The following is a 24288-nucleotide window of genomic DNA, read 5'->3' as shown; positions in this document are numbered from 1 at the left end:
CCAGCCACGCGCCGAGCGCATCCTCCCGCTCCACCGTGAACCTCGTCGACCCGATGAAGGACTACCTGTCCCGCATCGGGCGCACCGCGCTGCTCACCGCCGAGCAGGAGGTCGACCTGGCCAAGCGCATCGAGGCCGGCCTGTTCGCACGAGAGCGCCTCAGGACCCTGGGCGACGAGCTGAGCCTCCAGGACAAGCAGGACCTGGAGTGGATCGCCGCCGACGGGGCCCGCGCCAAGGAGCACATGGTCGAGGCGAACCTGCGCCTCGTCGTGTCGCTCGCCAAGCGCTACATGGGCCACGGCCTCCCGCTGAACGACCTCGTGCAGGAGGGCAACCTCGGGCTGATCCGCGCCGTGGAGAAGTTCGAGTACCGCCGCGGCCTGAAGTTCTCCACCTACGCCGTCTGGTGGATCAAGCAGGCGATCAGCCGCGCGCTGGCCGACCAGAGCCGCACCATCCGCATCCCCGTGCACGTCGTCGAGGTGCTCAACCGGATGACGCGGGTCCGGCGGCGGATGATGCAGGACCTCGGCCGCGAGCCGACCTCGCACGAGCTGGCCGTCGAGCTGGACGTGACCCCTGAGAAGGTCGAGTGGCTGCGGCGCCAGGCCCGCGAGCCGCTGTCCCTGCACACCCCGCTCGGCGAGGACGGCGACGGCGAGCTCGCCGACGTCATCGAGGACCCCGAGGGCGGAGACCCCGCCGACGTCGTCGCGTCCTCGATGCTGCGCGGGCGGCTCGACGCCGTCCTGGAGACGCTCACCGAGCGCGAGGCCGGGGTCATCTCGCTGCGGTTCGGACTGTCGGGCGGCGAGCCCAAGACCCTGGAGGAGGTCGGCAAGGTCTACGGGGTGACGCGCGAGCGCATCCGGCAGATCGAGTCCAAGGGCATGCACAAGCTGCGCCACCCGTCCCGCCGCGAGACCCTCGCCGACCTGCTGAGCTGACCGCCGGCGCTCTCACGGAGGCGCCGGCTCCGCCGGAGGAGGGCCGCGGCCCTCCTCCGGCGTGCCCGCCCGCGGGCGTCAGGTCGCGGGTCCCGAGCCTCCGGCCAGCCGCCGGGCGAGTTCGTCGCGCTCCCGGGTCAGCTCGGCCACCTCGTGCTGGAGTTCGAAGATGCGCCGGATTGCGGGCAGCGTCATGCCCTCGCCCATCATCGACACGACCTCCTGGATGCGGCCGATCTCGTGGCGGCTGTAGCGGCGCTGGCCGCCGGCGGAGCGCCGGGGGGAGACGACCCTGTGGTCGTCGATGCGGCGCAGGAACGCCTGCTGCACGTCCAGCATCTGCGCGACCTGTCCCACCGTGAACAGCGCGGCGTGCTCGTCGTCGATCGGCAGGTTCATGGGGGGCCTCCTTGTCGCCGATGCCGTCCCGGCGGACGGCCGGGCAGGACGGACGGCCCCGGCCCGCGCGGCGCCTCGATGGCCGCGCGGACCGGGGCCGTCCGGATGCCGCGGGTCAGCTCCTGATCGCCTTCTGGCCGTCGCCGGACTGCTGGACGGCGACCTTGCGCGGCCGCGCCCGCTCCAGAACCGGGATGCGGACGGCGAGGACGCCGTTGTCGTACGCGGCCTCGATCGCCTCCGCGTCCAGGTGCTCCGACAGGTAGACCCGGCGCGTGAAGGAGCCCATGGTGCGCTCGCGGACGAAGACGCGCTCGTCCTCGCCGAACTCCTCCTCGCGGCGCGCGGTCACCGAGAGCACGCCGCGGTCGACCGTGACCTCGATGGAGCCGGGGTCGACCCCCGGCAGGTCGAAGCGCAGAAGGACGTCGTCGGCGCGGCGGATGCCGTCCATCGGCATGCCGGCGCCGCCCTGGCCGGCGGCCTGGCGGACCGCCCGGTCGAACTGGCGCTCGAACTCCTGCACGAACGGGTCGATCGACGTCAGCAACATTGACCATCACCTCCGAAGACCCTCGGCGCCTGGATGCGCGCCGATTACCTGTTCCTCGTACAAGAGGAAATCTGCAACTCCAGGTATAGGTAACTTGGAAGCCGGTGTCAAGACGGTGGTCCGGCGACCGCCGCGCGCCTCCTTGCGCGGGCGGTCGGACGGGGGGGCAGGAGGAGGTGGCGGGACCGACCCGTTTTGGTGGCTCTGGCCCTGGTTTCCACCGTCGGGATGAGAGAGTGGATGATCTAGAAGGGGCCCCTGCGGGGGCGCGGCGGCGCGGAGAGACGGGGACGATGGCCAGAGGGCTGGGACGGCTGGCGGGACGCGGCGTCGCACGGGGCGCGGCCGCGGGCGCGGCACTCGTCCTGATGTTGACGACGGCCCAGGTCGCGGCGACGGCGGCCGGACCGGACGCGGGCCCGGCGGCGGTCGTCGCGGCGCCGCCGTCCACCGTGCCGTTCGATCCCGCCAAGCTGCGGGCCACCCTGGACGCCACGCGCGACGCCGGCATGTACGGGCTGTTCTCCGAGGCCCGCGACGGCCGCACGGAGTGGAAGGGCGCGGCCGGCGTCGCGGACGTCCGCACGGAGCGCCCGGTCACTCCGGACATGCGGCACCGGGTCGGCAGCGTCACCAAGTCGTTCGTCGCCACCGCGATCCTCCAGCAGGTCGAGCGGGGCCGCGTCGACCTCGACGCCCCGATCGCCCGCTACCTGCCCGGCGTCGTCCCGGGGCGCCTCGGCGACCAGACCACGGTGCGGATGCTGCTCGGCCACACCAGCGGGATCGGCGACCACGTCCCCGCGGCGTTCCCCTCCCTGCGTGACCTGTCGCCCGACAGCCTGGACGACGGAAGGTTCCGCCGCGTCAGGCCCGCGCAGCTCATCGCATGGGGGCTGAAGGCGCCGCGCACGGGCGAGCCCGGCGAGCGCTGGTCGTACTCCAACACCAACTACGTCATCGCCGGGGAGCTCCTGGAGAAGGTGACCGGCGCCAAGGCGGAGGAGTACATCACCCGCAACGTCATCCGGAAGGCCGGGCTGAAGCACACCTACTTCCCGTCCACGCCCTGGATCGCGGGGCCGCACTCGCGGATGTACGAGTCGCTGTACCAGCATGTGACGCCGCCGCGCGACTACAGCACCTACGACATGAGCTGGGCCGGGACGGCGGGGGCGCTGGTCTCCACCATGGACGACCTCAACCGCTTCTACCGCCGGCTCCTCACCGGCGGCCTCATCGGGCCCGGCGCCCTGGCGCAGATGCGGCGGACCGTCCCGGTGAAGGACGCGGACGGCAACGTCCTGATGAACTACGGCCTCGGGCTCTACTCGCTCGACCTCCCGTGCGGGACGTTCTGGGGCCACGACGGCGCTGTCTTCGGCGCCGGTACCCAGTCGCTGACGTCCGCCGGCGGCGAGCGGCAGATCTCGGTCGCCATCAACCTCATGAAGTACCAGCAGCTCAGCGCCGGCGGCGCGCCCGTCCCGCACCCGATCGACAACGCGCTGGCCGCGCACGTGGTGGAGGCCCTGTGCGGCAGCCGCCCCGCGACCGCCGCGGCCGGGCCCGCGGCGGAGGTGCGGCTGCTGCCGCTCCAGGCCCTCCGCGCCGCCGGGTGAGGGCGGCCCTCGGGGGAGGTCAGGCGAGGTCGGACGGGTCGGTGTTCGCGCCGCACAGGACGACCACGACGCGCTCCCCGGGCGCCGGGCGGTAGGCGCCGCTCCGGAGCGCGGCCACGGCGGTCGCCGTGCCGTGCTCGACGACCAGCCGGTACTCCTCCCAGACGAACCGGCGCGCCTCGATGATCGCCTCGTCGGTCACGAGGACGGGACGCACCCCGGTGCGGGACGCGACCGCGAACGCGATCTCACCGAGCCGGGTCGCGCCGAGGGAGTCGGCTGCGATCCCCGACACCTCCACGTCGACGGGGCGTCCCGCGTGCAGGGCGCGCTCCAGGGTCGGGATCGTCACGGGCTCGACGCCGATGACGCGCGCCCTGCCCTCGAGGGCGGTGGCGACGCCCGCCATGAGCCCTCCGCCGCCGATCGCGAGCAGGACGGTGTCGACCTCGCCGCCGGTCTGCTCCAGCACCTCCGCGCCGAGCGTGCCCTGGCCCGCGCACACCTCCGGCAGGTCGTAGGCGTGGCAGAACAGCGCGCCGGTGTCGGCGGCGCGCTTGGTCGCGGCCTCCTGCGCCTCGGCGTACCGGGTGCCGACCTGGACGACCGCGGCGCCGAGGGCCCGCAGCCGCGCGACCTTCACCGCGGGCGCCGTCTCCGGCACGTACACCTCGGCCGGGACGCCCGCCCGCGCCGCCGCGTACGCGAAGGCGAGCCCCGCGTTGCCGCCGGAGGCCGCGACGACGCCGGTCTCCGGCAGCCGCCCCTCCTCGCGCGCGGCCAGGATGTGGTTGAACGCGCCGCGCGCCTTGAACGACCCGGTGTGCTGGGTCAGTTCGAGCTTCAGCCACATCCGCCCGGCGGGCGCGAGCGGGTCCGGCTCGACCTCGATCATCGGCGTGCGGCGGACGCGGCCCGCGACACGCCTCGCCGCGGCCTGGACGTCTGAGTGATCGATCACCGGGTTTCCTCTCCGAGGCATCAGCAGCCAACACAAGTTTGGGACATGACAAGCGATCAGACCAGCCGGGCCTCCGACCATCATCCCGGCGAGGGCCCCTGACGGGCGTGCCGCACGCCGGTCAGCCTCCGGTGCGGGGTTGGTCAGCGCTCGCGGCGAGCCTCTTCACCGGCGCGGGAAACACGTCCCGCCGGACAGGGAGGTCCCCATGAAGAACGTCCTCATCTCGGGTGCGAGCATCGCCGGCCCTGCGCTGGCGTACTGGCTGAGGCGGTACGGGTTCGGCGTGACGGTCGTGGAGGTGGCGCCCGGACCGCGTCCTGGCGGGCAGGCGGTCGACGTGCGCGGACCGGCCCTGGAGGTCGCCGAGCGCATGGGCGTCCTCGACCGGATCCGCGAGCGGCGCGTCGAGATGCGCGGCATGTCCATGGTGGACGGGGACGGCGAGGAGCTGTACCGCAGCGAGGAGCACACGATCACCGGCGGCGACCTGGGCAGCCCCGACGTGGAGATCCTGCGCGACGACCTGTCCCGGATCCTGGTGGACGCGGCCGGCGACGGCGTCGAGAGTACCTGTACGGCGACTCGATCGCCGGGCTGGAGCAGGAGGACGGCGGCGTCCGGGTGATCTTCCAGAGCGGGACGATCCGCACGTTCGACCTGGTCGTCGGCGCGGACGGCGCGCACTCCACCACGCGGCGGCTCGTCTTCGGCCCGGAGCGGGACTACCTCACCCACCTCGGCACCTACCTGGCGGTGTGGACCGCCCCGAACTTCCTCGGCCTCGACCGCTGGCAGGTGTTCCACCAGATGCCGGGCAGCAGCTGGGGCGGCGGCGTGATGAGCGTCCGCGGCAACGAGGAGGTCCGCGTCTACCTGGGGTTCGAGTCCGAACGGCCGATCGAGTACGACCACCGCGACAGCGCCGCGCAGAAGAAGATCATGGCGGACGCGCTGGCCGGCGGCGGCTGGGTGCTGCCCGAGCTGCTGGAGGCGATGTGGGACGCCCCGGACTTCCACTTCGACTCGATGGCGCAGATCCGCATGGACTCCTGGTCGAAGGGGCGGGTCGTCCTGCTCGGGGACGCGGGCTACTGCGGGTCGCCGCTGTCGGGGCAGGGCACCAGCATGGCCATGGTCGGCGCGTACGTCCTGGCCGGGGAGCTGAAGGCGGCGGGCGGCGACCACCGCGCCGCGTTCGCGGGCTACGAGAAGGAGCTGCGCGGCTACGTCGCCGCCAACCAGGAGCTGGCGCTGACCAACAAGGCGCGGGTGGAGGCGCAGCGGAACGCCGAGACCGGCGCCGGGGCGGGTGCCGGAACCGAGGCGATCGACTTCCAGGACTTCGGCGAGATCGTCGGCTCGTTCACCGTGCGGGACTACTGAGCGAGGCGGCGCGGTCCAGCAGGACCCTGCGTTCGGGCGCGTTGCGGGTCAGCTCCGCGGCGCGCTCGAACTGGACCCGCGCCTCCTCCAGCCGGCCGAGGCGGGCGAGCAGGTCGCCGCGGACGCTCGGCAGCAGGTGGTAGCCGCGCAGGGCGGGCTCGTCCACGAGCGCGTCGGCGAGCTCCAGGCCCTTCTCGGGGCCGTGCGCCATGCCGACCGCCACGGCCCGGTTCAGCTCCACGACGGGGGACGGGGCGACGCGGGAGAGGATCTCGTAGAGGGAAGCGATCTGCGCCCAGTCCGTCTCCTCGGCGGTGAGGGCCTGCGCGTGGCAGGCGGCGATCGCGGCCTGCAGGACGTAGGGGCCGGGCGGTTCGCCGATCTTCTTCGCGCGCAGCAGCGCCGCGAACCCGCGGTGGATGAGGAGCCGGTCCCACCGGGCGCGGTCCTGCTCCAGCAGCGGGACGGGCTCCCCGGACGGTCCGGTGCGCGCCCGGGTCCGGGACGCCTGGATCTCCATGAGCGCGGCGAGCCCGTGCACCTCGGGCTCGCCGGGGGCCAGCTCCGCGAGGATCCGGCCGAGGCGCAGCGCCTCGCGGCACAGGTCCGTCCGCACCCACGCGTCGCCGGCGCTGGCGGCGTACCCCTCGTTGAAGACGAGGTAGACGACCTCCAGCACGGACGCCAGCCGGGCGGCGCGGTCGGGCCCCTCGGGGACCTCGAACGGGACGCCCGCCTCCGACAGCGTCCGCTTCGCCCGGACGATCCGCTGCGCCATGGTCGCCTCGGGGACGAGGAAGGCGTGCGCGATCTCCTCGGTGGTGAGGCCGCCGAGCATGCGCAGCGTCAGCGCGACCCGCGCCTGCGCGGACAGCACCGGGTGGCAGGCGGTGAAGACCAGCCGGAGGACGTCGTCCTCGATGCGGTCGTCGTCCGGGACGTCGAACTCCTCGGCCGGCCCGTGGGACCCCAGGTCGCGGCCCAGCTCCTCGATCTTGTCCTCGAGGCGCCGCAGCCGCCGGATCCGGTCGATGGCGCGGCGCTTGCCCACGGCCATGAGCCAGGCGCCCGGGTTGTCCGGGACGCCTGACTCCGGCCACTGTTCGAGCGCGGCGACCAGCGCGTCCTGCGCGAGTTCCTCGGCGAGCCCGATGTCGTGCACCATGCGGGCGAGACCGGCGATGATCCGCGCGGCCTCCAGCCGCCACACCGCGTCGATGGTCGCGTGCACGCCGGTGCCGCGCGCGGGCGCCTCCCGCGCCCCGGGCTCGTCCGATGCCGTCACGCTGCCGATGAGAGCACCCGCTCGGGCCGCCGCGCAAGCTCGGCGGGCGCTGACCGGCCTGACCGGACGCCCGCCGGACGCGACGGGCTCACGCGCTGGGGAGGTCCTCCGGTCCGAACACCTGCTGGATGACGCCCTCGCCGTCGCCGACGATCTGCCAGAACCGCTTGGACAGCTCGATCGCCTCCTCGCGGCTGCTCGCCTCGATGAGCGCGAAACCGACGACCGTCTCCTTCGCCTCGGCGAACGGGCCGTCGAGGACGGTGACCTTGCCGCCGGACGACTTGATGCGGGTGCCGCCGGGCTCCAGGCCGCCCGTCGCGAGCAGCACTCCGGCCCGGGCCATCTCCTCGATGAACTTGCCCATCTCCGTCTGCATCTTCTCGTCCGGCGGCGCGGCGTTCGCGGAGCCGTCGTCCGTCGTCATCATCAGGAACCGCATCTTCGTCTCCTCTGCTCACCGGCCGGTCCCTCCCGGCCTGTCACGAACGCGTCGAAGAAGGTGTGACCGGATCGACATCCCGGGCCAGGAATCTTCAGATTTTTTTCTGCCCCGTATCGTGCCAGGTCACAGCGCTCCGGTCGGGAAGATCTCGCGACTTGCCCGAGATGTCCATCAAGTAGGACATTCCGGACCAGTGGGCAAGTGAGTCTCCAACGAGTAGCTTCATCCGGTGGAAAGCTTCTTGCGCGTCGAGGAGGGCGTCCCATGGGAGTTCCGTCGCCGGTGACCGGCGGGCCGTCCGACCGGGGGCGAGGTGCGAGGCGTCATGAGCGCCACTGAGCCGCCCGCCGACCGGGCCCGCGTCGCCCAGGAGCACCGGGCGGTGGGCCCGACGGTGCTGCGGATACTGGTCGGCGCGCAGCTGCGCCGCTACCGGGAGGCCGCCGGCATCTCCACCGAGGCCGCCGGGTACGAGATCCGCGGCTCGCACTCCAAGATCAGCCGGATGGAGCACGGCCGGGTCGGCTTCAAGGAGCGCGACGTCGCCGACCTGCTGACCCTCTACGGCGTGACCGACCCGTCGCTGCGCGAGCCGCTGCTGGAACTGGCCGAGCAGGCCGGGGTGCCGGGCTGGTGGCAGGGGTTCGGCGACGTGGTCCCGTCCTGGTTCGAGCCCTACCTGGGCCTGGAGCAGGGCGCCGTGCTCCTGCGCGTGTACGAGGCCCAGGACGTCCCGGAGCTCCTGCAGACCGGCGACTACGCCCGCGCCGTCCTCGCGGCCCGCCACCCGGAGGCGGGGCCCGAGGAGATCGAACGGCGGGTCGAGCTGCGGATGCGCCGCCGCCGCGTGTTCGAGCGCCCGGACCCGCTGCGGCTGTGGGCGGTGCTGGACGAGGCGGTGCTGCTCCGCACGGCCGGCGGCCCCGCCACGATGCGCGCCCAGCTGAGGCACCTGATCGAGATGGCTGACCTGCCGAACATCACCGTGCAGATCCTCCCGTTCGCCTCGGGCGGGCACGCTGCCGAGGGCGGCCCGATGACGCTCCTGCGGTTCGCCGAGCCCGAGCTGCCCGACGTGGTGTACCTGGAGCACCTCACCTGCGCCCTCTACCCGGACCGTGCGTCCGACATCGCCCGGTACCGCGACGTCCTGAACCGCGTCAGCGTCCAGGCCGAGCCCCCGTCCTGCACCCCCGCGCTCCTCCGGGCCGCCCTGGCCCGGCTCGGCTAGCACCGGCCTCGCCGGGCCCTCCGGCGACCTGCCCCGCCCTGCGGCACTACCGCCCTACTGCGCGGTGGGGACGTAGGTGGCGACGATGACGCCGGTCTTGAAGACCTTGGTGTCGGACAGCTCGAACGTGGCCGAGAAGTCGGCGGCGTTGAGCAGCTCGTCGGTGCTCCCCGGCCCGACGAGCACCGGGTGGATCCACAGGCGCAGCTCGTCCAGCAGGCCGTTCTCGACGAGCGTCCGAGCGACCGGGCCGAAGCCGTACTGCAGGATGTCCTGGCCGTCCTGCTCCTTCAGCTTGGTGATCTCGGAGACCGCCGCCGCCCGCGGGATCGCCGTCGTGTCGCCCCAGCCCGGTTTGCGCAGGGAGTCGGACACGACGTAGTGGGGCAGCGTGTTCATCCGGACGCCGAAGTCGCCGGTGGCCTCCTCCATGGCCGGCCAGGCCTGCGAGAAGCCGTCGAACGTCTTGCGGCCCATCAGCAAGGCGCCGCAGGAGAACAGCAGCTCCCTGGCGTAGGCGGCGGCCTCGTCCTGGAAGTAGGCCGAGGTCCAGTTCTGCGGGTTCTCGATGACGCCGTCGAGCGACACGTACGTCGAGTTGATGATCTTTCGCATGGTCTCCTCCGTCGGTCCGATCGTTCGCCTTCCGGCGCGGTGGGACCACGATGCGGCAGACCGTTTACCGGATCCTTACGACGCCTTTCCGGCGGACTTCCGGACGCGTTCGAGCAGGGCGGGGTCGTCGGCCGTTCTCGACGACGTCATGGGCGTGCCCTCCGCTCACGGATTCACATTAGGGTCGGAAGATGCGTTTCGGGGTGCTCGGACCGCTCGCGGTCTGGACCGACGACGGCGGGCTCGTCCCCGTGCCGGGTCTGAAGGTGCGGGCGCTGCTGGCGGACCTGCTCGTGCACGAGGGCCGTCCGGTGCCCGCCGACCGGCTGATCGACGATCTGTGGGGCGACGCGCCGCCCGGGAACCCGATGGGCGCGCTGTCGGCGAAGGTGTCGCAGCTGCGCCGGGTCCTGGAGGACGCCGAGCCCGGCGCGCGGGCGCTGGTGGAGTCGCGGCCGGCCGGATACCTGCTGGGCGCGGCCGGCGAGCGGGTGGACGCCCGGTGCTTCCAGGCGCTGGTCGAGCGGGCGCGCGCGGCGGCGGAGCCGAAGGAGAAGGCGGCGCTGCTGGCCGACGCGCTCGGGCGGTGGCGGGGCCCCGCGCTCGCCGACTTCCGCGACGAGGAGTTCACCCGGGCGGCGGCGGCCAGGCTCGAGGAGCTCCGGCTGACCGCGCTGGAGGAGCACGCCGAGGTGCGGCTGGCGCTCGGGGAGCACGGGGCGCTGGCGGGCGAGCTCGGCGGCGCGGTCGAGGAGCATCCGCTGCGCGAGCGGCTGCGGGCCGCGCACATGCGGGCCCTCTACCGGGCCGGACGGCAGAACGAGGCGCTGGAGGCCTACGAGCGGTACCGGGTCCTGCTCGCCGACGAGCTGGGCCTCGACCCCGGCTCCGAGCTGGCCGACCTCCAGCGCGCGATCCTGCGGCAGGATCCCGGGCTCGACGCGCCCGTCGCCCCGCCGCCGGCCGGTCCGCGCTCGAACCTGCCCGTCCCGCCCACCGAGCTGATCGGGCGCGACGGCGCCGTCCGGGAGATCCGGACGAGGATCGGCACCGACCGGCTGGTCACGCTGACCGGCCCGGGCGGGGTGGGCAAGACGCGCCTGGCGATCGAGACGGCGGCCGGGCTCGCGGACGAGTTCGGCGACGGCGTGTGGATGGCGGAGCTGGCGGGCCTGGAGCGCTCGACCGTGCCCGACCTCGCGGAGGTCGTGACGGCGATCCTCGACATCCGGGACGCGCCGGGCGCGCCGGCCGCGGCGCTCGACCGGCTGGCGGCGGCGCTCGGCGCCCGCCGGCTGCTGCTCGTCCTGGACAACTGCGAGCACGTGGTCGAGCAGGCGGCCGAGCTGGCCGACCGGCTGCTGCGCAGGGTTCCCGGGGTGCGCGTGCTGGCGACGAGCCGGGAGCCGCTCGGCCTGCCCGGCGAGGTCGTGTGGGCCGTCCCGCCGCTGGACGTCCCAGGCCGCGGTGACGACCCGGCCGCCTCCAGCGCGGTCCGGCTGTTCGCGGCGCGGGCCGGGGCGGCCTCGCGGGGGTTCAAGCTGGACGCGGACACGGCCGGGCGGGTCGGGGAGCTGTGCCGCAGGCTGGACGGCATCCCGCTCGCCCTCGAACTGGCCGCGACCAGGGTGCGGGCGCTCGGGGTCGAGGGCCTCGTCGAACGGATCGACGACCGGTTCCGGCTGCTGTCGTCGGGGCACCGCGGCGCCCCGGCCCGGCAGCGCACGCTCACCGCCGTGATCGACTGGAGCTGGGACCTGCTGACCGGCCCCGAGCGGGCCGTGCTGCGCCGCCTGTCGGTGCACGCCGACGGCTGCACCGCCGACTCGGCCGAGGCGGTGTGCGCGGGCGGGGACGTCCCGGAGGCGGAGGTCCTCGACCTGCTGGTCCGTCTGGTCGACCGCTCGCTGGTCGTGATGACGGAGCGTCCGGGCGAGGGCCTCCGGTACCGGCTGCTGGAGTCCGTCGCCGCGTACGCGGCCGAGCGGCTCGCGGAGGCGGGGGAGGCGCGGCCCACCCGGGACGCGCACGGCCGTCACTACCTCGACTTCGCCGAACGCGCCGCGGCCCGGCTGACCGGGCCGGAGCAGTCGCGCTGGCTGGCGGCGCTCGACACCGAGTCGGCGAACCTGCGCGCCGCGCTGGACGCCGCCGGGACGGCCGACGAGGCGCTGCGGCTGGTCAACGCGCTCGCCTGGTACTGGTTCCTGCGCGGCAGGCTGACCGAGGCGCTGCGGTCGCTGGAGGCGGCCCTCGCGCGGGACGGCGGCTCGCCCGCCGTCCGGGCCCGGGCGCTGACGTGGCGGGCGGGGATGGCCGTGCTCAAGGGCGTCCCCGGCGACTGGAAGGCCCGCCGCGACGAGGCCCTTGAACTCGTGGACGACACGGACGACGACGGCCTGAAGGCGTGGGCGCGCTGGTTCCTGACGTTCGTGTGGGCCGAGCTGGACGACGCCGGCGCGGGCGCCGCGATGCTGGAGGAGGCGCTGGCGGGGTTCCGCGCGACCGGCGACCGGTGGGGCGAGGCGGCGGCGCTGGTCCAGCGCGCCATGCACGACCACGCCCGCGGCGACCCCGCCGCGCTGGAACGCGACGCCGAACGGGCCGCCGTGCTGTTCGGCGAGGCCGGCGACCGCTGGGGCCGCCTCCAGGCGATGCAGTGGCTCGCCGGTCTGGCGGAGCTGACCGGGGACTACGACCGTGCCGAGCGCCTCCAGCTCGACGGGCAGCGGATGGCCGAGGAGCTGCGGATGTGGCCGGACGTCGCCGTCCGGATGGCGTGGCGCGGCTGGATCGCCTACCTGCGCCGCGACCACGATGCCGCGCGGAGGCTGTTCGGGCGGGCGCACCGGGTCGCCGTGGAGCAGGGGTTCGCGCCCGCGGTCACGTTCGCCGACATCGGCCTCGGGCTGGTGGCGCAGCGCGAGGGGCGGCTCGACGACGCCGAGGACCGGCTGCGGCGCCTGTTGGCGGCGGCCCCGCCGGAGGAGGTCCCGCCGCTGTACCTGACGCTGGTCCAGACGGGGCTGGGGCGGGTGGCGGAGGCGCGCGGCGACGCGGTCTCGGCCATGCGGTACCAGCGGGACGCGCTGGCCGTCGCGATCAGGCTGGCGGCGCCGCGCGACCTGGCGGGCGCCCTGGAGGGGCTGGCCGGGGCGCTGACCCTCGCCGGACGGCACGCGGACGCGGCGCGGGCCCTCGGGAAGGCGGCGGCCGTCCGGGAGGCGGCCGGCCTGCCGCCCGGACCCGTCGAGCAGGACGACGTCGACCGGGCCGCCGCGCGGATCGGGGACGCGGCCGGGCCGGACGCGTTCGCCGCCGGCGCGGACCTCGACCCGGTGGAGATCATGCGCCGCGCGGAGACCGTCCCGCCCGAGGGCGCCTCCGTGTGGGCGGAGCGCTAGGCCGGGGCGGTGCGGTAGTGCCTCCAGGGGTAGGGGAGGCGCAAGCGACCGCCACTTATTGCAAGAGGGTTGCGAAAGGTCGCGGAAGTGTCACGGCCCCTTGTGGCGCCCCTCACACCCAATGATCATGACCCTTCGTGGGACGACGGGGGTTGGTGCTCAGCCGGATCATCGGCGATCGGACGCTGGTGCTGGCCGCCTGCGCGACCGCGCTGTTCGCCACGACCGTGCTCGCCGCCCTGGTCGGCTACACCGGGTCGGTGACCCGCGAGGGCCTGCGCCGCACGCTGGCCGACGCGACGTTCGAGTCCGTCGGGACGACGCTCGGCACGCACGTCCCGGCGAACGGCCTCCCCAAGGTCCAGGGCCAGGTCGACCGGGCGCTCAAGCAGATCTACCGGGACGTCCCGCTGACGGTCTCGATGAGCCTCCGCAGCGACTCCTACACGCTCCCGGGCCAGGAGAAGAGCGACCATCCCGACCTGACCGCGTTCGAGACTTACACCGGGATCGAGAAGCACGCGCGGCTCACCGAGGGGCGCTGGCCCGGCGCGGCCTCGGGCTCCGGCTCGGGGGAGGTCGAGGCGGCCCTGCCCGGCGCGGCCGCCCGCGCGATGCACGCCGGCGTGGACGACGTCCTCACGCTGCACGGGCGCGTCGACAAGAAGTCGGTCGTGAAGGTGCGCGTCGTCGGGGTGTTCGAGGTCCCCGACCCGCAGGACTACTTCTGGCAGGAGGACAAGCTCGTCACGACCGGCGTCGAACGGCTCGACTACACGACCTACGGGCCGTTCGTGGTGCCGCCGCAGGTGTTCGCCGCCCGCTTCACCGGCACCGGCTCCGAGGCCCGCTTCACCGTCATGCCCGACCTGCGCGGCGTCGAGGCCGGCGAGCTCGGGCCCCTCGGCGACCGGGTGGCCGCGAGCGGCGACGCGTTCAGGAAGGCGGGCGAGGGCGCGCAGTTCAGCGTCGCGACCGACCTGCCCGACCTGACCGCGCAGCTGCGGATCGCGCTCCAGGTGGCGCGGTCCACCATGCTCATCCCGGTGATCCAGCTCATCCTGCTGGCGGGCTGCGCGTGGCTGCTGGTGGCGCGGCTGCTCGCCGACCACCGGCGCGGCGAGGTCGCGCTGCTGCGCACCCGCGGCCTCGGCATGCGCCAGCTCGCCCGGCTCGGCCTCGTCGAGGGCCTGCTGATCGTGCTGCCCGCCGCGCTGTTCGGCCCGCTGCTGGCCGGGCCGCTGCTGCGCCTGGCCGGGCACGCCCCGGCGGTGCGGGACTCGGGGCTGCGGCTGGACGCCGGGCCGCTCGTGCCGCTGTGGACCGTCTCGGTGCTCACGGCGCTGGCCTGCGCCGTCGTGCTGACCGTCCCGACGCTGCGGGGCGCGAACCGGACGTTCGTGGAGGCCCAGGCCGGCATCGGGCGGCCTGGCCGCGGCGGCCTGCGCGGCTCGGGCACCGACATCGCCCTGCTGCTCGTCGCCGGGCTCGCGATCTGGCAGCTCACCCGGTACGGCGCGGACGGCGCCGGCGGAGGGGACGGCACGGGCGGCATCGACCCGTTCATCGTCTCCGGCCCCGCCCTGGCCCTGCTCGCCGGAGGGGTGCTGCTGCTGCGCCTCGTGCCCGCGGTCACCCGGGTGGCCGAACGGGCCACGACCCGCAGCCGCGGGCTCGTGGCCGTCCTCGGCACCCGGCAGGTCGGGCGGCGCCAGCTCCGCTACACCGGCCCGGTCCTCCTGCTGGTGATGGCGATGGCCGTCGGCGTGCTGTCGGTCACGACGATGGCGACCTGGCGGCGGTCGCAGACCGACCAGGCCGACTTCCAGAGCGGCGCCGACCTGCGGCTGGCCGTCTCGCCCCGGGAGGCGGCCCCGGAACCGCTCGGGCAGGCCGGGCGGTTCGCGGCGCTGCCGGGCGTCTCGGCCGCGAGCGGGGTCCTGCGCATGGACGCCGACCTCGGCACCGAACCCGCCACGCTGCTCGGCGTCGACGCGAGGAAGCTCGGCCCGCTGCTGCGCGTCGGCCCCGGGCTGCGGGACGACCTGCGGCTGGACGAGCTGGCGCGGGCGCGTCCCGCCGTCCCGGCGCTGACCGTCCCCGGCACGCCGAAGCGGCTGCTGTTCGACCTGCGCCTCAGCCGCTCCGGCCCGGAGCCCGAAGTGCCCCCCGACTACGTGCCGCCGCTCTGGAAGGGCTACAAGTTCGTGGTGAGCATCGTCGACGCCAACGGGCTCACCCGGCAGGTGACCCTGCCCGGCATCGACGCGGACGGCGACGAGCACACCGTCGCCCTGGACACCGCCCAGCTCGCGGGGCAGGACGGGGTGCCGTCCTTCCCCCTGTCGGTCCGCGGCGTCCACTTCAACTACGACGACAACAAGATCTCGGGCAGGCTCGACCTTGAGCTGCGGAGCATCGCCGGCGAGGGCACCGGCCGGGCGACCCTCCCCGCAGGGGCCCGCTGGGACGCGTTCGCCGGACCGCAGGACCTGGAGCATCCGATCAGGACGACCGCCAAGGAGACCGAGGACGCGCTGGCGACCCTCACGATCCCCTCGTCGCCCACCCTCGACCGCCAGGGCTTCTACGGCTACGCGACCGGAACGGCCGTCCACGCGATGCTCGGCACGGGCGCCCCGCCCTCGCACGACATCAAGAACACCGACCTGCTGCCGGTCGTGCCGGGCGTCGTCACCAAGGAGATGGCGAGCCGCGCCAAGGTCGGCGTCGGCGGCACCGTCACCGTGAACACCATCGACGGCGACCAGCCCGTCAAGGTCGCGGGCATCGCGCCCGCGCTGCCGAGCGTGCCGCCCGGCAGGCCGGGCGTCCTGGTCGACCTGCCGACCCTCACCCAGGCGCGGCTCGCCGTGGACGGTTCGGGCGGCGAGACCATCACACCGCGGGAGTGGTGGGCGTCGGCGCGCGGCGGCCGCACCGCCCCGGCCGTCCGGGAACTGGCCCGCCATCCCGCCTGGGGCGAGGTCGCGGCCGACCGCGTCGAGACGCGCTCCCGGCTCCGCGACGCCCCGCTGGGCGCGGCGCTCCAGGGCGCGCTCGTCCTCGGCTTCGCCGCGGCGCTGGCGTTCGCCGTCATCGCGTTCGTGGTGAACGCGGCGGTGACCGCCGGCGAGCGCTACCGGGAGTTCGCGGTGCTGCGGGCGCTCGGGGTGCCGCCCAGGCAGGTCGCCGGGATGCTCGCGATCGAGCAGGCGTACCTGGTCGGGCTCGGCCTGCTCGGCGGGACGGTCCTCGGCCTGGTCGTGGCGCGGCTCGTCGTCCCGCACGTCGTGCTCAGCGTGCAGGCCGCCGAGCCGTACCCGCCCGCCGCGCTGGTCGTCCAGTGGCCCGTGGTGCTGGCCGTGGCCGGCGGGGTGGCGGTGGCGCTCGGGCTCGTGCTCGCGCCGGTCATCCGGACGCTGCGGCGCCGGAACCTCGGCGCCGGGCTGCGCGTGGGGGAGGACCGATGAGGAGTGCCGGGATGCGGCTCGTCCGCGCGCAGTGGACGCCGATCACCGCGCTGGCCGTGCTGATGCTGGTGTCGGCGCTGCTCGCCGTCGCCGTCCCGTCCCGGACGACCGCCGGGTACGACCGCGCCGCGGCCGCCGCCGTCGGCGCCGACACCGGCGCCGACGTCCACGTGAAGGGGGAGGCGGGCGGCGCCGGCGCCTTCGCCGCCGTCCCCGGCGAGGCGGCCCTGAGCTCCAACGCCCTCGCCTGGCGGGACCGGCTGCCCCGCTCCCTCGCCGAGGTCACCGGCGAGCCCGAGTCGTCGGTCACCTCCCCGGGCGACCGCGTCGAAGGCGACTTCCGCCGCCCGAGGATCCTCTACCTCGGCTTCGAGCCGGGCGCCTGGCGGCGCATCCGCTTCGTCTCCGGCCGCTACCCCTTCAACAAGCCCGGGCAGACCGGCGGCGACATGAGCGTGGCGGTCGCCAAGAAGTACGCCGACCAGCTCGGCTACAAGCTCGGCGACCGGATCGATCTCGGCGGCATGAGCGTCCGCATCGTCGGTCTGTACGAGCCGGCGGACGCCACCGACCAGTTCTGGCGGCCGCGCGCCCGGATCCTGCACCCGACCATCGAGTACCTGCCCAACAGCACCATCGAGGCCGACGCGGGCACGGCGCTGATCGACGCCTTCGCGTACTCGCGCCTCACGCGCGACCCGCGCCTGAAGCTGACCTACGACTGGCGCTTCCCGGTCCGCACCGGCGCGGTCAGCGCGGAGCAGACCCGGGTCATGGTCCGCGACCTCGACGCCTTCCGCTCCGCCGTCGAAGGGCGCGCCGACCTCTTCCCCTGCGAGGTCTCCACCGCCCTGGACAACCGGCTGAAGGAGTTCATCGCCCGGCTCCACACCGCCCAGTCCGTCGTCGGACTCGCCTTCGGCGGTCTCGTCGCCGTGGCCGCCGGGCTGCTGCTGCTCGCCGCCGGGCTGCTCGGCGAGCGGCTCCGCCCGATCCTCGGCGTGATGCGGGCCCGCGGCGCGTCGCTGCGCCAGCTCGCCGCGCCCGCCTGCGGGCTGACCGCGCTCGCCGCCGTCCCGGCCGCCCTGCTCGGGTACGCGGCGGGACGGCTGCTGGACGCCGGTCCGCCGCAGCCGTCCTCGCTGGTCGCGATCGGACTGCTCGTCCTGGCCGTGCTCGGCGTCTCGGCGGTCATGGTCCTGCGGGAACGCGGCGGCGGGCTCGGCTCGGTCGCCGAACGCCGCGACGACCTCGTCGCGGCGCGGCTGTCCCGGCGGCGGCTCGTCATGGACGGCCTGCTGGTGGTGCTCGCGGTGATCGGCGTCGTGCTGCTGCGCGAGCGCGGCGCGTCCGCCGGCACCGACCCGCTGGTCGCCGCCGTCCCCGCCCTGCTCGGCGCGGCGCTCGGCGTGCTCGTGCTGCGCGCCTACCCGTACCTGCTGCGGGCGGCCGGGCCGCTGCTGCGGCGGCGGACCGGGGCCGTCGCGTTCATCGGCGTCGCCCGCGCCTCCCGGCAGAAGCTCGTCGGGGCGCTGCCGCTGGCCGTCCTGCTGCTGGCCGCGACCATCGCCGGCTTCACCTCCACCGTGGACACCGCACTGCGGATCGGGCAGGAGCGCGCCTCCTGGGCCGAGGTCGGCGCCGAGGCGCGGGTCGAGGCGGCGTCCCTGGACGAGGCCGGCCTCCGCCGCATCCGCGCGGTGCGCGGCGTCACCGGCGCCGTACGGGTCCGGGTCATCACCCGGGCCTCGTCCGCCACCGACCCGGCGCCGGTGACCGTGGTCGGCGTGGACCTCGACGCCTACCGGAGGCTCGCCCCAGAGGTGCCCGGCATCCCGGACACCGGCACGGGCGCGCTGGTGTCGCCCCTGGCCGCCCGCACCCTCGGCTCGGGCACCGTGACGCTCAGCCGCGCGGGCATGGACCCGGTGACCGTCAAGCCGTCCCGCCAGATCGAGCGCTTCCCCGGGCAGGAGAAGAACAGCGCCTTCGTCATCGTCCCTTACAAGACGGTCGCCAATGCGACGGGCTTCCCGTCCCACGTCTTCGTCACAGGCGACCACATCGACGTCAAGGCGCTGCGGGCCGCGGCCCCGGGGGACGACATCGTGCTGCGGCATCAGGTGCTGCGGGAGATGACGGGCCTGCCGCTGGTGTCGGTCGTCCACGACACCTTCCTGGAAGGCGCCCTGGCGGGCGGCGTGTACGGGCTGCTCGCCGTCCTGCTCGTGCTCATCGTGGGCGCCCGGGCCCGCGGCCGGATGGTCGCCCACCTGCGCGCGCTCGGGCTGAGCCGCCGGCAGAGCCGGGGCCTCGCCCTCGTGGAGCTCGCGCCCGTCCTGCTGTGCGCGGTCGGCGCCGGCTGGGTGCTCGGCCTGATGCTCCCGGAGATCACCGGGCCGGTCGTGGACCTGCGCCCCTACACCGGCGGCTTCGCCGTCACCGCGCACGTCCCGGGGATCCCGGCGCTGCTCGGGCTGCTCGGCGCGCTCCTGCTGGCCGCGGCCGCCGCCATCGCCGTCGACCGCGCCTTCGACACCGACCCTGGCAACGCCCTGAGAACGGTGGAGTGATGACCGAAACGACCGATCTCGCCGAACTGGAGCGCCGCGCCGCCGAGCGCGGGCCCGTCTACGGCGAGGGCGCCCACATCGTCTGCGACAACCTGGTGCGCATCTACAAGACCGACGGCATCGAGGTCGTCGCCCTGCAGGGACTGGACCTGCTGATCGATCCCGGCGAGCTCGTGGCCATCGTGGGCGCGTCCGGCTCGGGGAAGTCGACGCTGCTGAACATCCTGTCCGGCCTGGACGTGCCGACCGCCGGCGTCGCCCGCGTCGCCGGCTCGGACCTGCTCACCATGGCGTCCAAGGAGCGGCTGGAGTTCCGGCGCGAGAAGGTCGGGTTCATCTGGCAGCAGACGTCCCGCAACCTCCTGCCGTACCTGACCGCCGCGCAGAACGTCGAGCTGCCCATGCGGTTCGCGGGGCGGTCGCGCCGCGAGCGCGCCACCCGCGCCGCCGAGCTGCTCGGCATGCTCGACGTCGGCGACTGCGCGAGCCGCCGCCCGGCGGAGCTGTCCGGCGGCGAGCAGCAGCGCATCGCGATCGCCGTCGCCGTGGCCAACGAACCCCAGGTCGTGCTGGCGGACGAGCCGACCGGCGAGCTCGACACCGCCACCGCCGCCGGGGTGTTCGCCGCGCTCCGCCGCGTCAACGAGGAGCTCGGCACCACCACCGTGGTCGTCACCCACGACGCGCAGGTGTCCGAGCGCGTCGACCGGACCATCGGCATCCGCGACGGCCGCACCAGCGTCGAGGTGCGCCGCCGCTCCGAGGACGACGGGACCCGCGTCGTGGAGGAGTACGCCCTCCTCGACCGCGTCGGCCGCGTCCAGCTGCCCAAGGGGTTCACCGAGGCGCTGGACCTGCGCGACCGCGTCCGCCTCGCCCTGGAAAGCGACCACGTCGGCGTCTGGCCGGACCGGGAGGAGAGCTGATGACCACGCCGATGGTGGCCGTGGAGGACCTGGTCCGGACCTACCGGACGGGCAAGATCGAGGTGCCGGCGCTGCGCGGCGCGTCCTTCACCATCGCGCCCGGCGAGATCGTCGCCATGAAGGGCCGCTCGGGCTCCGGCAAGACGACCCTCCTCAACCTGATCGGCGGGCTCGACAGCCCGGACGGCGGCACCGTCCGCGTCGACGGGCGCGACGTCGGCGCGCTCTCCGAGGACGACCTCCTCGCCCTGCGCCGCGACGACATCGGCTACGTGTTCCAGTCGCACGGCCTGATCCCCGTCCTGTCGGCCGCCGAGAACGTCGAGGTCCCGCTGCGCCTCGCCCGCACGCCCGCCGCCGAGCGCGACGAGCGGGTCCGCGTCCTGCTCGCCCTCGTAGGCCTGGCCGACCACGCGCTGCAGCGCCCGAACGAGCTCTCCGGCGGCCAGCGCCAGCGCGTGGCGATCGCCCGCGCCCTCGCCAACCGCCCCCGCCTCCTCCTCGCCGACGAGCCCACGGGCCAGCTCGACTCCGAGACCGCCGCCGCGATCATGCCGCTGTTCCGCGCGGTCGCCGCCAGCGAAGGCGTGACCGTCCTGGTGGCGACGCACGACCAGTCCCTGCTCGCGGAAGCCGACCGCGTCCTGACCCTGGAGGACGGCGCCGTCACCGAGACCCCCGTCCCCGCCTGACCGCCGCCGCCGGGGCCGGGGCCTTCCTCCCGCTCCGCTGATCGCGGGCCGCCTGGAGAGACAGGCTTGCCAAGTGATCGGCGGGGGAATCGGTATCGGGGATGGGAGGCTTGATGGCGACCGTTGTGCTGCTGGGGACGCTCGACACGAAGGGCGCGGAGTACGTGTGGCTCCGCGAGCGGGTGCGGAGACTGGGCTGCGACACCGTCCTTGTGGACGTGGGTGTCGGGCCCTCCGACGTGGAGGCCGACGTCTCCGCCGAGGAGGTCGCGGAGGCCGGGGGCACGTCGCTCCAGGCCCTGCGGGACGCGGGCGACCGGGGCGCGGCCGTCACGGCGATGGGAGAGGGCGCGGCGATCGTCCTCGCCGCGCTGGGGCGGGTGGACGCCGTGCTTGCGGTCGGCGGCAGCGGCGGATCGTCGATCGCGGCGCGCGCCGTCCGCGACCTGCCCATCGGGCTGCCCAAGCTGATCGTGTCGACGATGGCGTCCGGGGACGTCTCGCCCTACGTGGGCGCCAAGGACGTCACGCTCACCTACAGCGTCGTCGACATCGCGGGCGTGAACCGGGTGTCGCGGCTGATCCTCGGGAACGCCGCCGCGGCGGCGGCCGGGATGGCGAAGGCGCACGCGGCCCCGGAGCCCGCGGCGGAGGAGCGGCCCCTCGTCGGGGCGTCCATGTTCGGGGTGACGACCCCGGCGGTGGACGCGGCGCGGGAGCGGCTGGACGAGCTGGGCTACGAGGTCCTCGTCTTCCACGCGACGGGCGCCGGAGGGCGCGCGCTGGAGGGGCTCGTGGACAGCGGGCTGCTGGCCGGGGTCCTCGACCTCACCACGACCGAACTGGCGGACGACCTGGTGGGCGGCGTCCTGTCGGCCGGGCCCGACCGGCTCACGGCGGCGGGGCGGCACGGGGTGCCGCAGGTCGTGGCGCCCGGAGCCCTGGACATGGTCAACTTCGGGCCGCGCGGCACCGTCCCCGAGCGGTTCGCGGACCGGAACCTGTACGTCCACAACCCGACTGTGACGCTCATGCGGACGACGCCGGAGGAGATGGCCGAGCTCGGCCGGAGGGTGGCGGCCAAGCTGGCGGCCGCGACCGGGCCGACCGTCCTGTTCGTCCCGCTCGGAGGCGTCTCGGCGCTGGACGCGCCCGGCATGCCCTTCCACGACCCGGAGGCCGACGAGGCGTGCTTCGCGGCCATGGAGGGGGCCGTGGAGACGGAGAGGCTCGACTTGAACATCAACGACCCGGAGTTCGGCCGTGCGATGGCCGACCGGCTGCACCGGCTGATCTCGGAGGGCGCGCAGTGAACCGCGAGACCGTCCTGTTCCGGCTGCGGAACACCGTCGAGGAGGGCAGGCCCGTCATCGGCGCGGGGGCGGGCACCGGCCTGTCCGCCAAGTGCGCCGAGGCGGGCGGCGTCGACCTGATCATCATCTACAACTCGGGCCGCTACCGGATGGCCGGACGCGGGTCGCTGGCCGGCCTGCTGCCCTACGGCGACGCCAACCAGATCGTGGTGGAGATGGCGTCGGAGGTGCTGCCCGTCGTCCGGGACACGCCCGTGCTGGCGGGGGTGTGCGGCACCGACCCGTTCCGGGTGATGCCGGTCTTCCTCGACCGGCTCAAGGCCATGGGCTTCGCGGGCGTGCAGAACTTCCCGACGGTCGGGCTCTACGACGGCGTCTTCCGGCAGAACCTCGAAGAGACCGGCATGGGGTACGAGCTGGAGGTCGAGATGGTGCGGCTCGCGCACGAGCGCGGCCTGGTCACCGCCCCGTACGTGTTCGACGAGGACCAGGCGCGGGCGATGGCCGAGGCCGGCGCCGACGTGCTCGTCCCGCACGTCGGCCTCACCACCAAGGGCAGCATCGGCGCCGGGACGGCCCTGACGCTGGATGAGGCGGTCGAGCGCGTGCAGGCCATGCGGGACGCGGCGGCCGCCGTCCGTCCCGACGTCCTCGTGCTGTGCCACGGCGGCCCCATCGCCGAGCCCGACGACGCCGCTTACGTGCTGTCCCGGACGGAGGGCGTCGTCGGCTTCTTCGGCGCCTCCTCCGTCGAGCGCCTGCCGACCGAGAAGGCGATCACCGCACAGGTGGCGTCCTTCAAGAACCTGGAGATCTGATGCTGAGGAACCCCGGTGACGTGACGACCATGACCTTCGACTGGGGGTCGATCAAGTGGTTCGTCACCCCGTCCGCGGTGCCCGGGGCGGGCAGCACGCTGGGCGAGGTGATCGTCAACCCCGGCAAGGGGCACGCGCGCCACAACCACCCGAACGCCGAGGAGGTCATCTACGTGATCTCCGGCGAGGCCGCGCAGATGGTGGACGACGGCGAGCCGTTCGTGATCCGCGAGGGCGACGCGGTCCACATCCCCAAGGGCGTCTGGCACTCCACCTACAACATGACGTGGCGCCCCCTGCGCCTCATCGTCACCTACACGCCGGGCGGCGAGGAGAAGGCCCTCGAAGGCGCGCCCGACTTCTGCCTCCACGAGGCCGGCGCCATCCCGGAGTGGCGCCAGGCCTAAGGCGTTTTGCGAAGTGACCAGGCGCGCGACCAGGCGTCGAGGCCGTCCTCGGTGAGGAGGGCGTCGAAGGCGGCGTCGGCGGCTCCGGTGAGGGGCCCCTGCCGGCCGAGCGTCGAGGACAGGACGGGCGGCGGCGCCGGCCGGCGGTAGCGCATCAGGGCGGAGGCGTAGCCGGCCTCCAGGGCGGCGGGCGCCGTCCCGGCCAGCTCGGTGGCCAGGCCGGAGAGCGTGACCACGCCGGGGTCCAGGGCGTTGGCGAGGGCGCCGACGCCCCGCCCCAGCGCGTGCGCGGCGGTCTCGACGGCCGCGCGGGCGGCGGGGTCGGACGCCGCGGCGGCGATCACCTGTCCGGCCGCCGTGCGCGGGTCACGCGGTTCGGGGCGGCCGAGCGCGCGGGCCATGGCGCGCCCGTCGACCTCCAGGTCCCAGCAGCCGTCGGCGCCGCAGGGGCAGCGGAGCGACGGGTCGCCGAACGGCATGTGGCCGAACTCGCCGCCCGCGCCCGTGGCGCCGTCCACCGGCCGTCCGTCCACGACGAGGATGCCCCCGACCCCGACCTCGACCGTCAGGTGCAGGACGACCCGCGTCCCCGCGCCCGCGCCTCGCCTCGCCTCGGCCAGCCCGGCGAGCGAGGCGTCGTTGCCGACGAGCAGGGGGATCCCGGGCGGCCGGAGCGGTTCGAGGTCCACGTCCCGCCAGCCCATCCCGGACGCCTGGACGACCGTCGTACCGCTGACCGTGCCCGCGACGCAGGCGGAGACGGCGCGGAGCCGGCGGCCGTAACGGGCGTGCAGGGCCGACACGCGGTCGCCGAGCGTCCCGAGGACGTCCGGGGTGCCGGAGTGGCCGCCGGCCTCCTCCGCGACGACGCGCCCGCCCAGCTCGACGCAGCCCGCCCGCCAGCGCTCGTGGCTGATGTCGACGACGCACACGAGCGGGCCGTCCCGGTGGGCGACGAGCGCCGGGGAGGGGCGGCCGCGCCCGCCGGTCGGCGCGTGGACCTCGTCCACCAGGCGGGCCGCCTTCAACCGTCCGATGATCTCGGTCGCGGACCCGCTGCTCAGCCCCAGCGCCCGCGCCGCCTCCGCGCGCTTCGCGGACGGGTGCGCGTGCACGTACCGGAGCACGGCCAGGACCCCCTGGCTGCGCAGCGCGCGCGCCGAGTGCGCGGTCATCCGCTCCATGGGTGACATCCTGGCCCGTGCGACTTATCCTCGTACCACGAGTTTAATAGA

At 74.7% G+C, this 24288-nt stretch carries 19 protein-coding genes and 1 pseudogene; 13 read left to right on the top strand and 7 right to left on the bottom strand.

What is annotated here, in order from left to right; translation table 11 throughout:
- Window positions 1-8: 8 nt before the first annotated feature.
- Window positions 9-950 (top strand): annotated as a pseudogene (locus tag ABWI07_RS08725) (RNA polymerase sigma factor); the annotation flags it as partial.
- 78 nt (window positions 951-1028) lie between these two features.
- Here ABWI07_RS08725 and ABWI07_RS08720 read toward each other — a convergent pair.
- Window positions 1029-1349 (bottom strand): MerR family transcriptional regulator, encoded by a 321-nt coding sequence (locus tag ABWI07_RS08720; RefSeq protein WP_149261118.1) that lies wholly within the window; start codon window positions 1347-1349, stop codon window positions 1029-1031.
- 115 nt (window positions 1350-1464) lie between these two features.
- Entirely contained in the window at window positions 1465-1902 is a 438-nt protein-coding gene (locus tag ABWI07_RS08715) for an Hsp20/alpha crystallin family protein (RefSeq protein ID WP_353818143.1), read from the bottom strand.
- Window positions 1903-2195: 293 nt separating this feature from the next.
- On the opposite strand from ABWI07_RS08715, the gene ABWI07_RS08710 reads away from it, so the two are divergent.
- Window positions 2196-3524 (top strand): serine hydrolase domain-containing protein, encoded by a 1329-nt coding sequence (locus ABWI07_RS08710; protein ID WP_149261116.1) that lies wholly within the window; start codon window positions 2196-2198, stop codon window positions 3522-3524.
- Between the two features lie 19 nt (window positions 3525-3543).
- Here ABWI07_RS08710 and ABWI07_RS08705 read toward each other — a convergent pair whose 3' ends face one another.
- The gene (locus ABWI07_RS08705; protein ID WP_353818142.1) at window positions 3544-4485 is read right to left on the bottom strand and encodes a threonine/serine dehydratase; all 942 of its coding nucleotides are present in this window, start codon (window positions 4483-4485) and stop codon (window positions 3544-3546) included.
- A gap of 208 nt (window positions 4486-4693) precedes the next feature.
- On the opposite strand from ABWI07_RS08705, the gene ABWI07_RS08700 reads away from it, so the two are divergent.
- Both ABWI07_RS08700 and ABWI07_RS08695 read left to right on the top strand, forming a co-directional pair.
- Window positions 4694-5113, top strand: coding sequence for an FAD-dependent monooxygenase (locus tag ABWI07_RS08700; protein ID WP_353818141.1), 420 nt, complete (start codon window positions 4694-4696; stop codon window positions 5111-5113).
- Window positions 5110-5871, top strand: a complete 762-nt coding sequence (locus ABWI07_RS08695; RefSeq protein ID WP_353818140.1) for an FAD-dependent monooxygenase — start codon at window positions 5110-5112, stop codon at window positions 5869-5871. Before ABWI07_RS08700 ends, ABWI07_RS08695 begins: the two co-directional genes overlap by 4 nt.
- Here the strand turns inward: ABWI07_RS08695 and ABWI07_RS08690 are convergent.
- Window positions 5852-7156: an RNA polymerase sigma factor gene (locus ABWI07_RS08690; protein ID WP_502912808.1), complete on the bottom strand. Its 1305-nt coding sequence runs from the start codon at window positions 7154-7156 to the stop codon at window positions 5852-5854. The genes ABWI07_RS08695 and ABWI07_RS08690 overlap by 20 nt on opposite strands.
- An 88-nt stretch (window positions 7157-7244) precedes the next feature.
- Window positions 7245-7598 (bottom strand): YciI family protein, encoded by a 354-nt coding sequence (locus ABWI07_RS08685; RefSeq protein WP_149261113.1) that lies wholly within the window; start codon window positions 7596-7598, stop codon window positions 7245-7247.
- A 328-nt stretch (window positions 7599-7926) separates the two neighbouring features.
- On the opposite strand from ABWI07_RS08685, the gene ABWI07_RS08680 reads away from it, so the two are divergent.
- Complete coding sequence (locus ABWI07_RS08680) at window positions 7927-8832, top strand: Sco1979 family transcriptional regulator (RefSeq protein WP_149261112.1); 906 nt, start codon at window positions 7927-7929, stop codon at window positions 8830-8832.
- 54 nt (window positions 8833-8886) lie between these two features.
- Here ABWI07_RS08680 and ABWI07_RS08675 read toward each other — a convergent pair whose 3' ends face one another.
- Window positions 8887-9447 (bottom strand): dihydrofolate reductase family protein, encoded by a 561-nt coding sequence (locus ABWI07_RS08675; RefSeq protein WP_149261111.1) that lies wholly within the window; start codon window positions 9445-9447, stop codon window positions 8887-8889.
- Window positions 9448-9638: 191 nt separating this feature from the next.
- Here ABWI07_RS08675 and ABWI07_RS08670 point away from each other — a divergent pair, with 191 nt between their 5' ends.
- The 8 genes from ABWI07_RS08670 (at window position 9639) to ABWI07_RS08635 (ending at window position 23053) form a co-directional block, all read left to right on the top strand.
- Window positions 9639-12851 carry an AfsR/SARP family transcriptional regulator gene (locus ABWI07_RS08670; protein ID WP_353818139.1) on the top strand — a complete coding sequence of 1071 codons (3213 nt, stop codon included), beginning with the start codon at window positions 9639-9641 and terminating at the stop codon, window positions 12849-12851.
- 137 nt (window positions 12852-12988) lie between these two features.
- Window positions 12989-16324 carry an FtsX-like permease family protein gene (locus ABWI07_RS08665; RefSeq protein WP_353818138.1) on the top strand — a complete coding sequence of 1112 codons (3336 nt, stop codon included), beginning with the start codon at window positions 12989-12991 and terminating at the stop codon, window positions 16322-16324.
- Window positions 16321-18897: a CRISPR-associated protein Cas5 gene (gene cas5 / locus ABWI07_RS08660; RefSeq protein WP_353818137.1), complete on the top strand. Its 2577-nt coding sequence runs from the start codon at window positions 16321-16323 to the stop codon at window positions 18895-18897. Before ABWI07_RS08665 ends, cas5 begins: the two co-directional genes overlap by 4 nt.
- Window positions 18897-19823 (top strand): ABC transporter ATP-binding protein, encoded by a 927-nt coding sequence (locus tag ABWI07_RS08655; protein ID WP_149261107.1) that lies wholly within the window; start codon window positions 18897-18899, stop codon window positions 19821-19823. Before cas5 ends, ABWI07_RS08655 begins: the two co-directional genes overlap by 1 nt.
- Window positions 19823-20515, top strand: coding sequence for an ABC transporter ATP-binding protein (locus tag ABWI07_RS08650; RefSeq protein ID WP_149261106.1), 693 nt, complete (start codon window positions 19823-19825; stop codon window positions 20513-20515). The genes ABWI07_RS08655 and ABWI07_RS08650 overlap by 1 nt, the downstream gene beginning before the upstream one ends.
- A gap of 113 nt (window positions 20516-20628) precedes the next feature.
- Window positions 20629-21828, top strand: coding sequence for a Tm-1-like ATP-binding domain-containing protein (locus ABWI07_RS08645; protein ID WP_353818136.1), 1200 nt, complete (start codon window positions 20629-20631; stop codon window positions 21826-21828).
- Entirely contained in the window at window positions 21825-22646 is an 822-nt protein-coding gene (locus ABWI07_RS08640; protein WP_149261104.1) for a phosphoenolpyruvate hydrolase family protein, read from the top strand. Before ABWI07_RS08645 ends, ABWI07_RS08640 begins: the two co-directional genes overlap by 4 nt.
- Complete coding sequence (locus ABWI07_RS08635) at window positions 22646-23053, top strand: cupin domain-containing protein (protein ID WP_149261103.1); 408 nt, start codon at window positions 22646-22648, stop codon at window positions 23051-23053. Before ABWI07_RS08640 ends, ABWI07_RS08635 begins: the two co-directional genes overlap by 1 nt.
- Here the strand turns inward: ABWI07_RS08635 and ABWI07_RS08630 are convergent.
- The gene (locus ABWI07_RS08630; RefSeq protein ID WP_353818135.1) at window positions 23050-24237 is read right to left on the bottom strand and encodes an ROK family transcriptional regulator; all 1188 of its coding nucleotides are present in this window, start codon (window positions 24235-24237) and stop codon (window positions 23050-23052) included. The genes ABWI07_RS08635 and ABWI07_RS08630 overlap by 4 nt on opposite strands.
- Window positions 24238-24288: the final 51 nt, after the last annotated feature.

Source organism: Actinomadura sp. NPDC000600 (assembly GCF_040492135.1).
In the GTDB taxonomy this organism is placed as follows: Bacteria; Actinomycetota; Actinomycetes; order Streptosporangiales; family Streptosporangiaceae; genus Spirillospora.
This window is presented reverse-complemented; position numbering and strand designations above follow the sequence as displayed.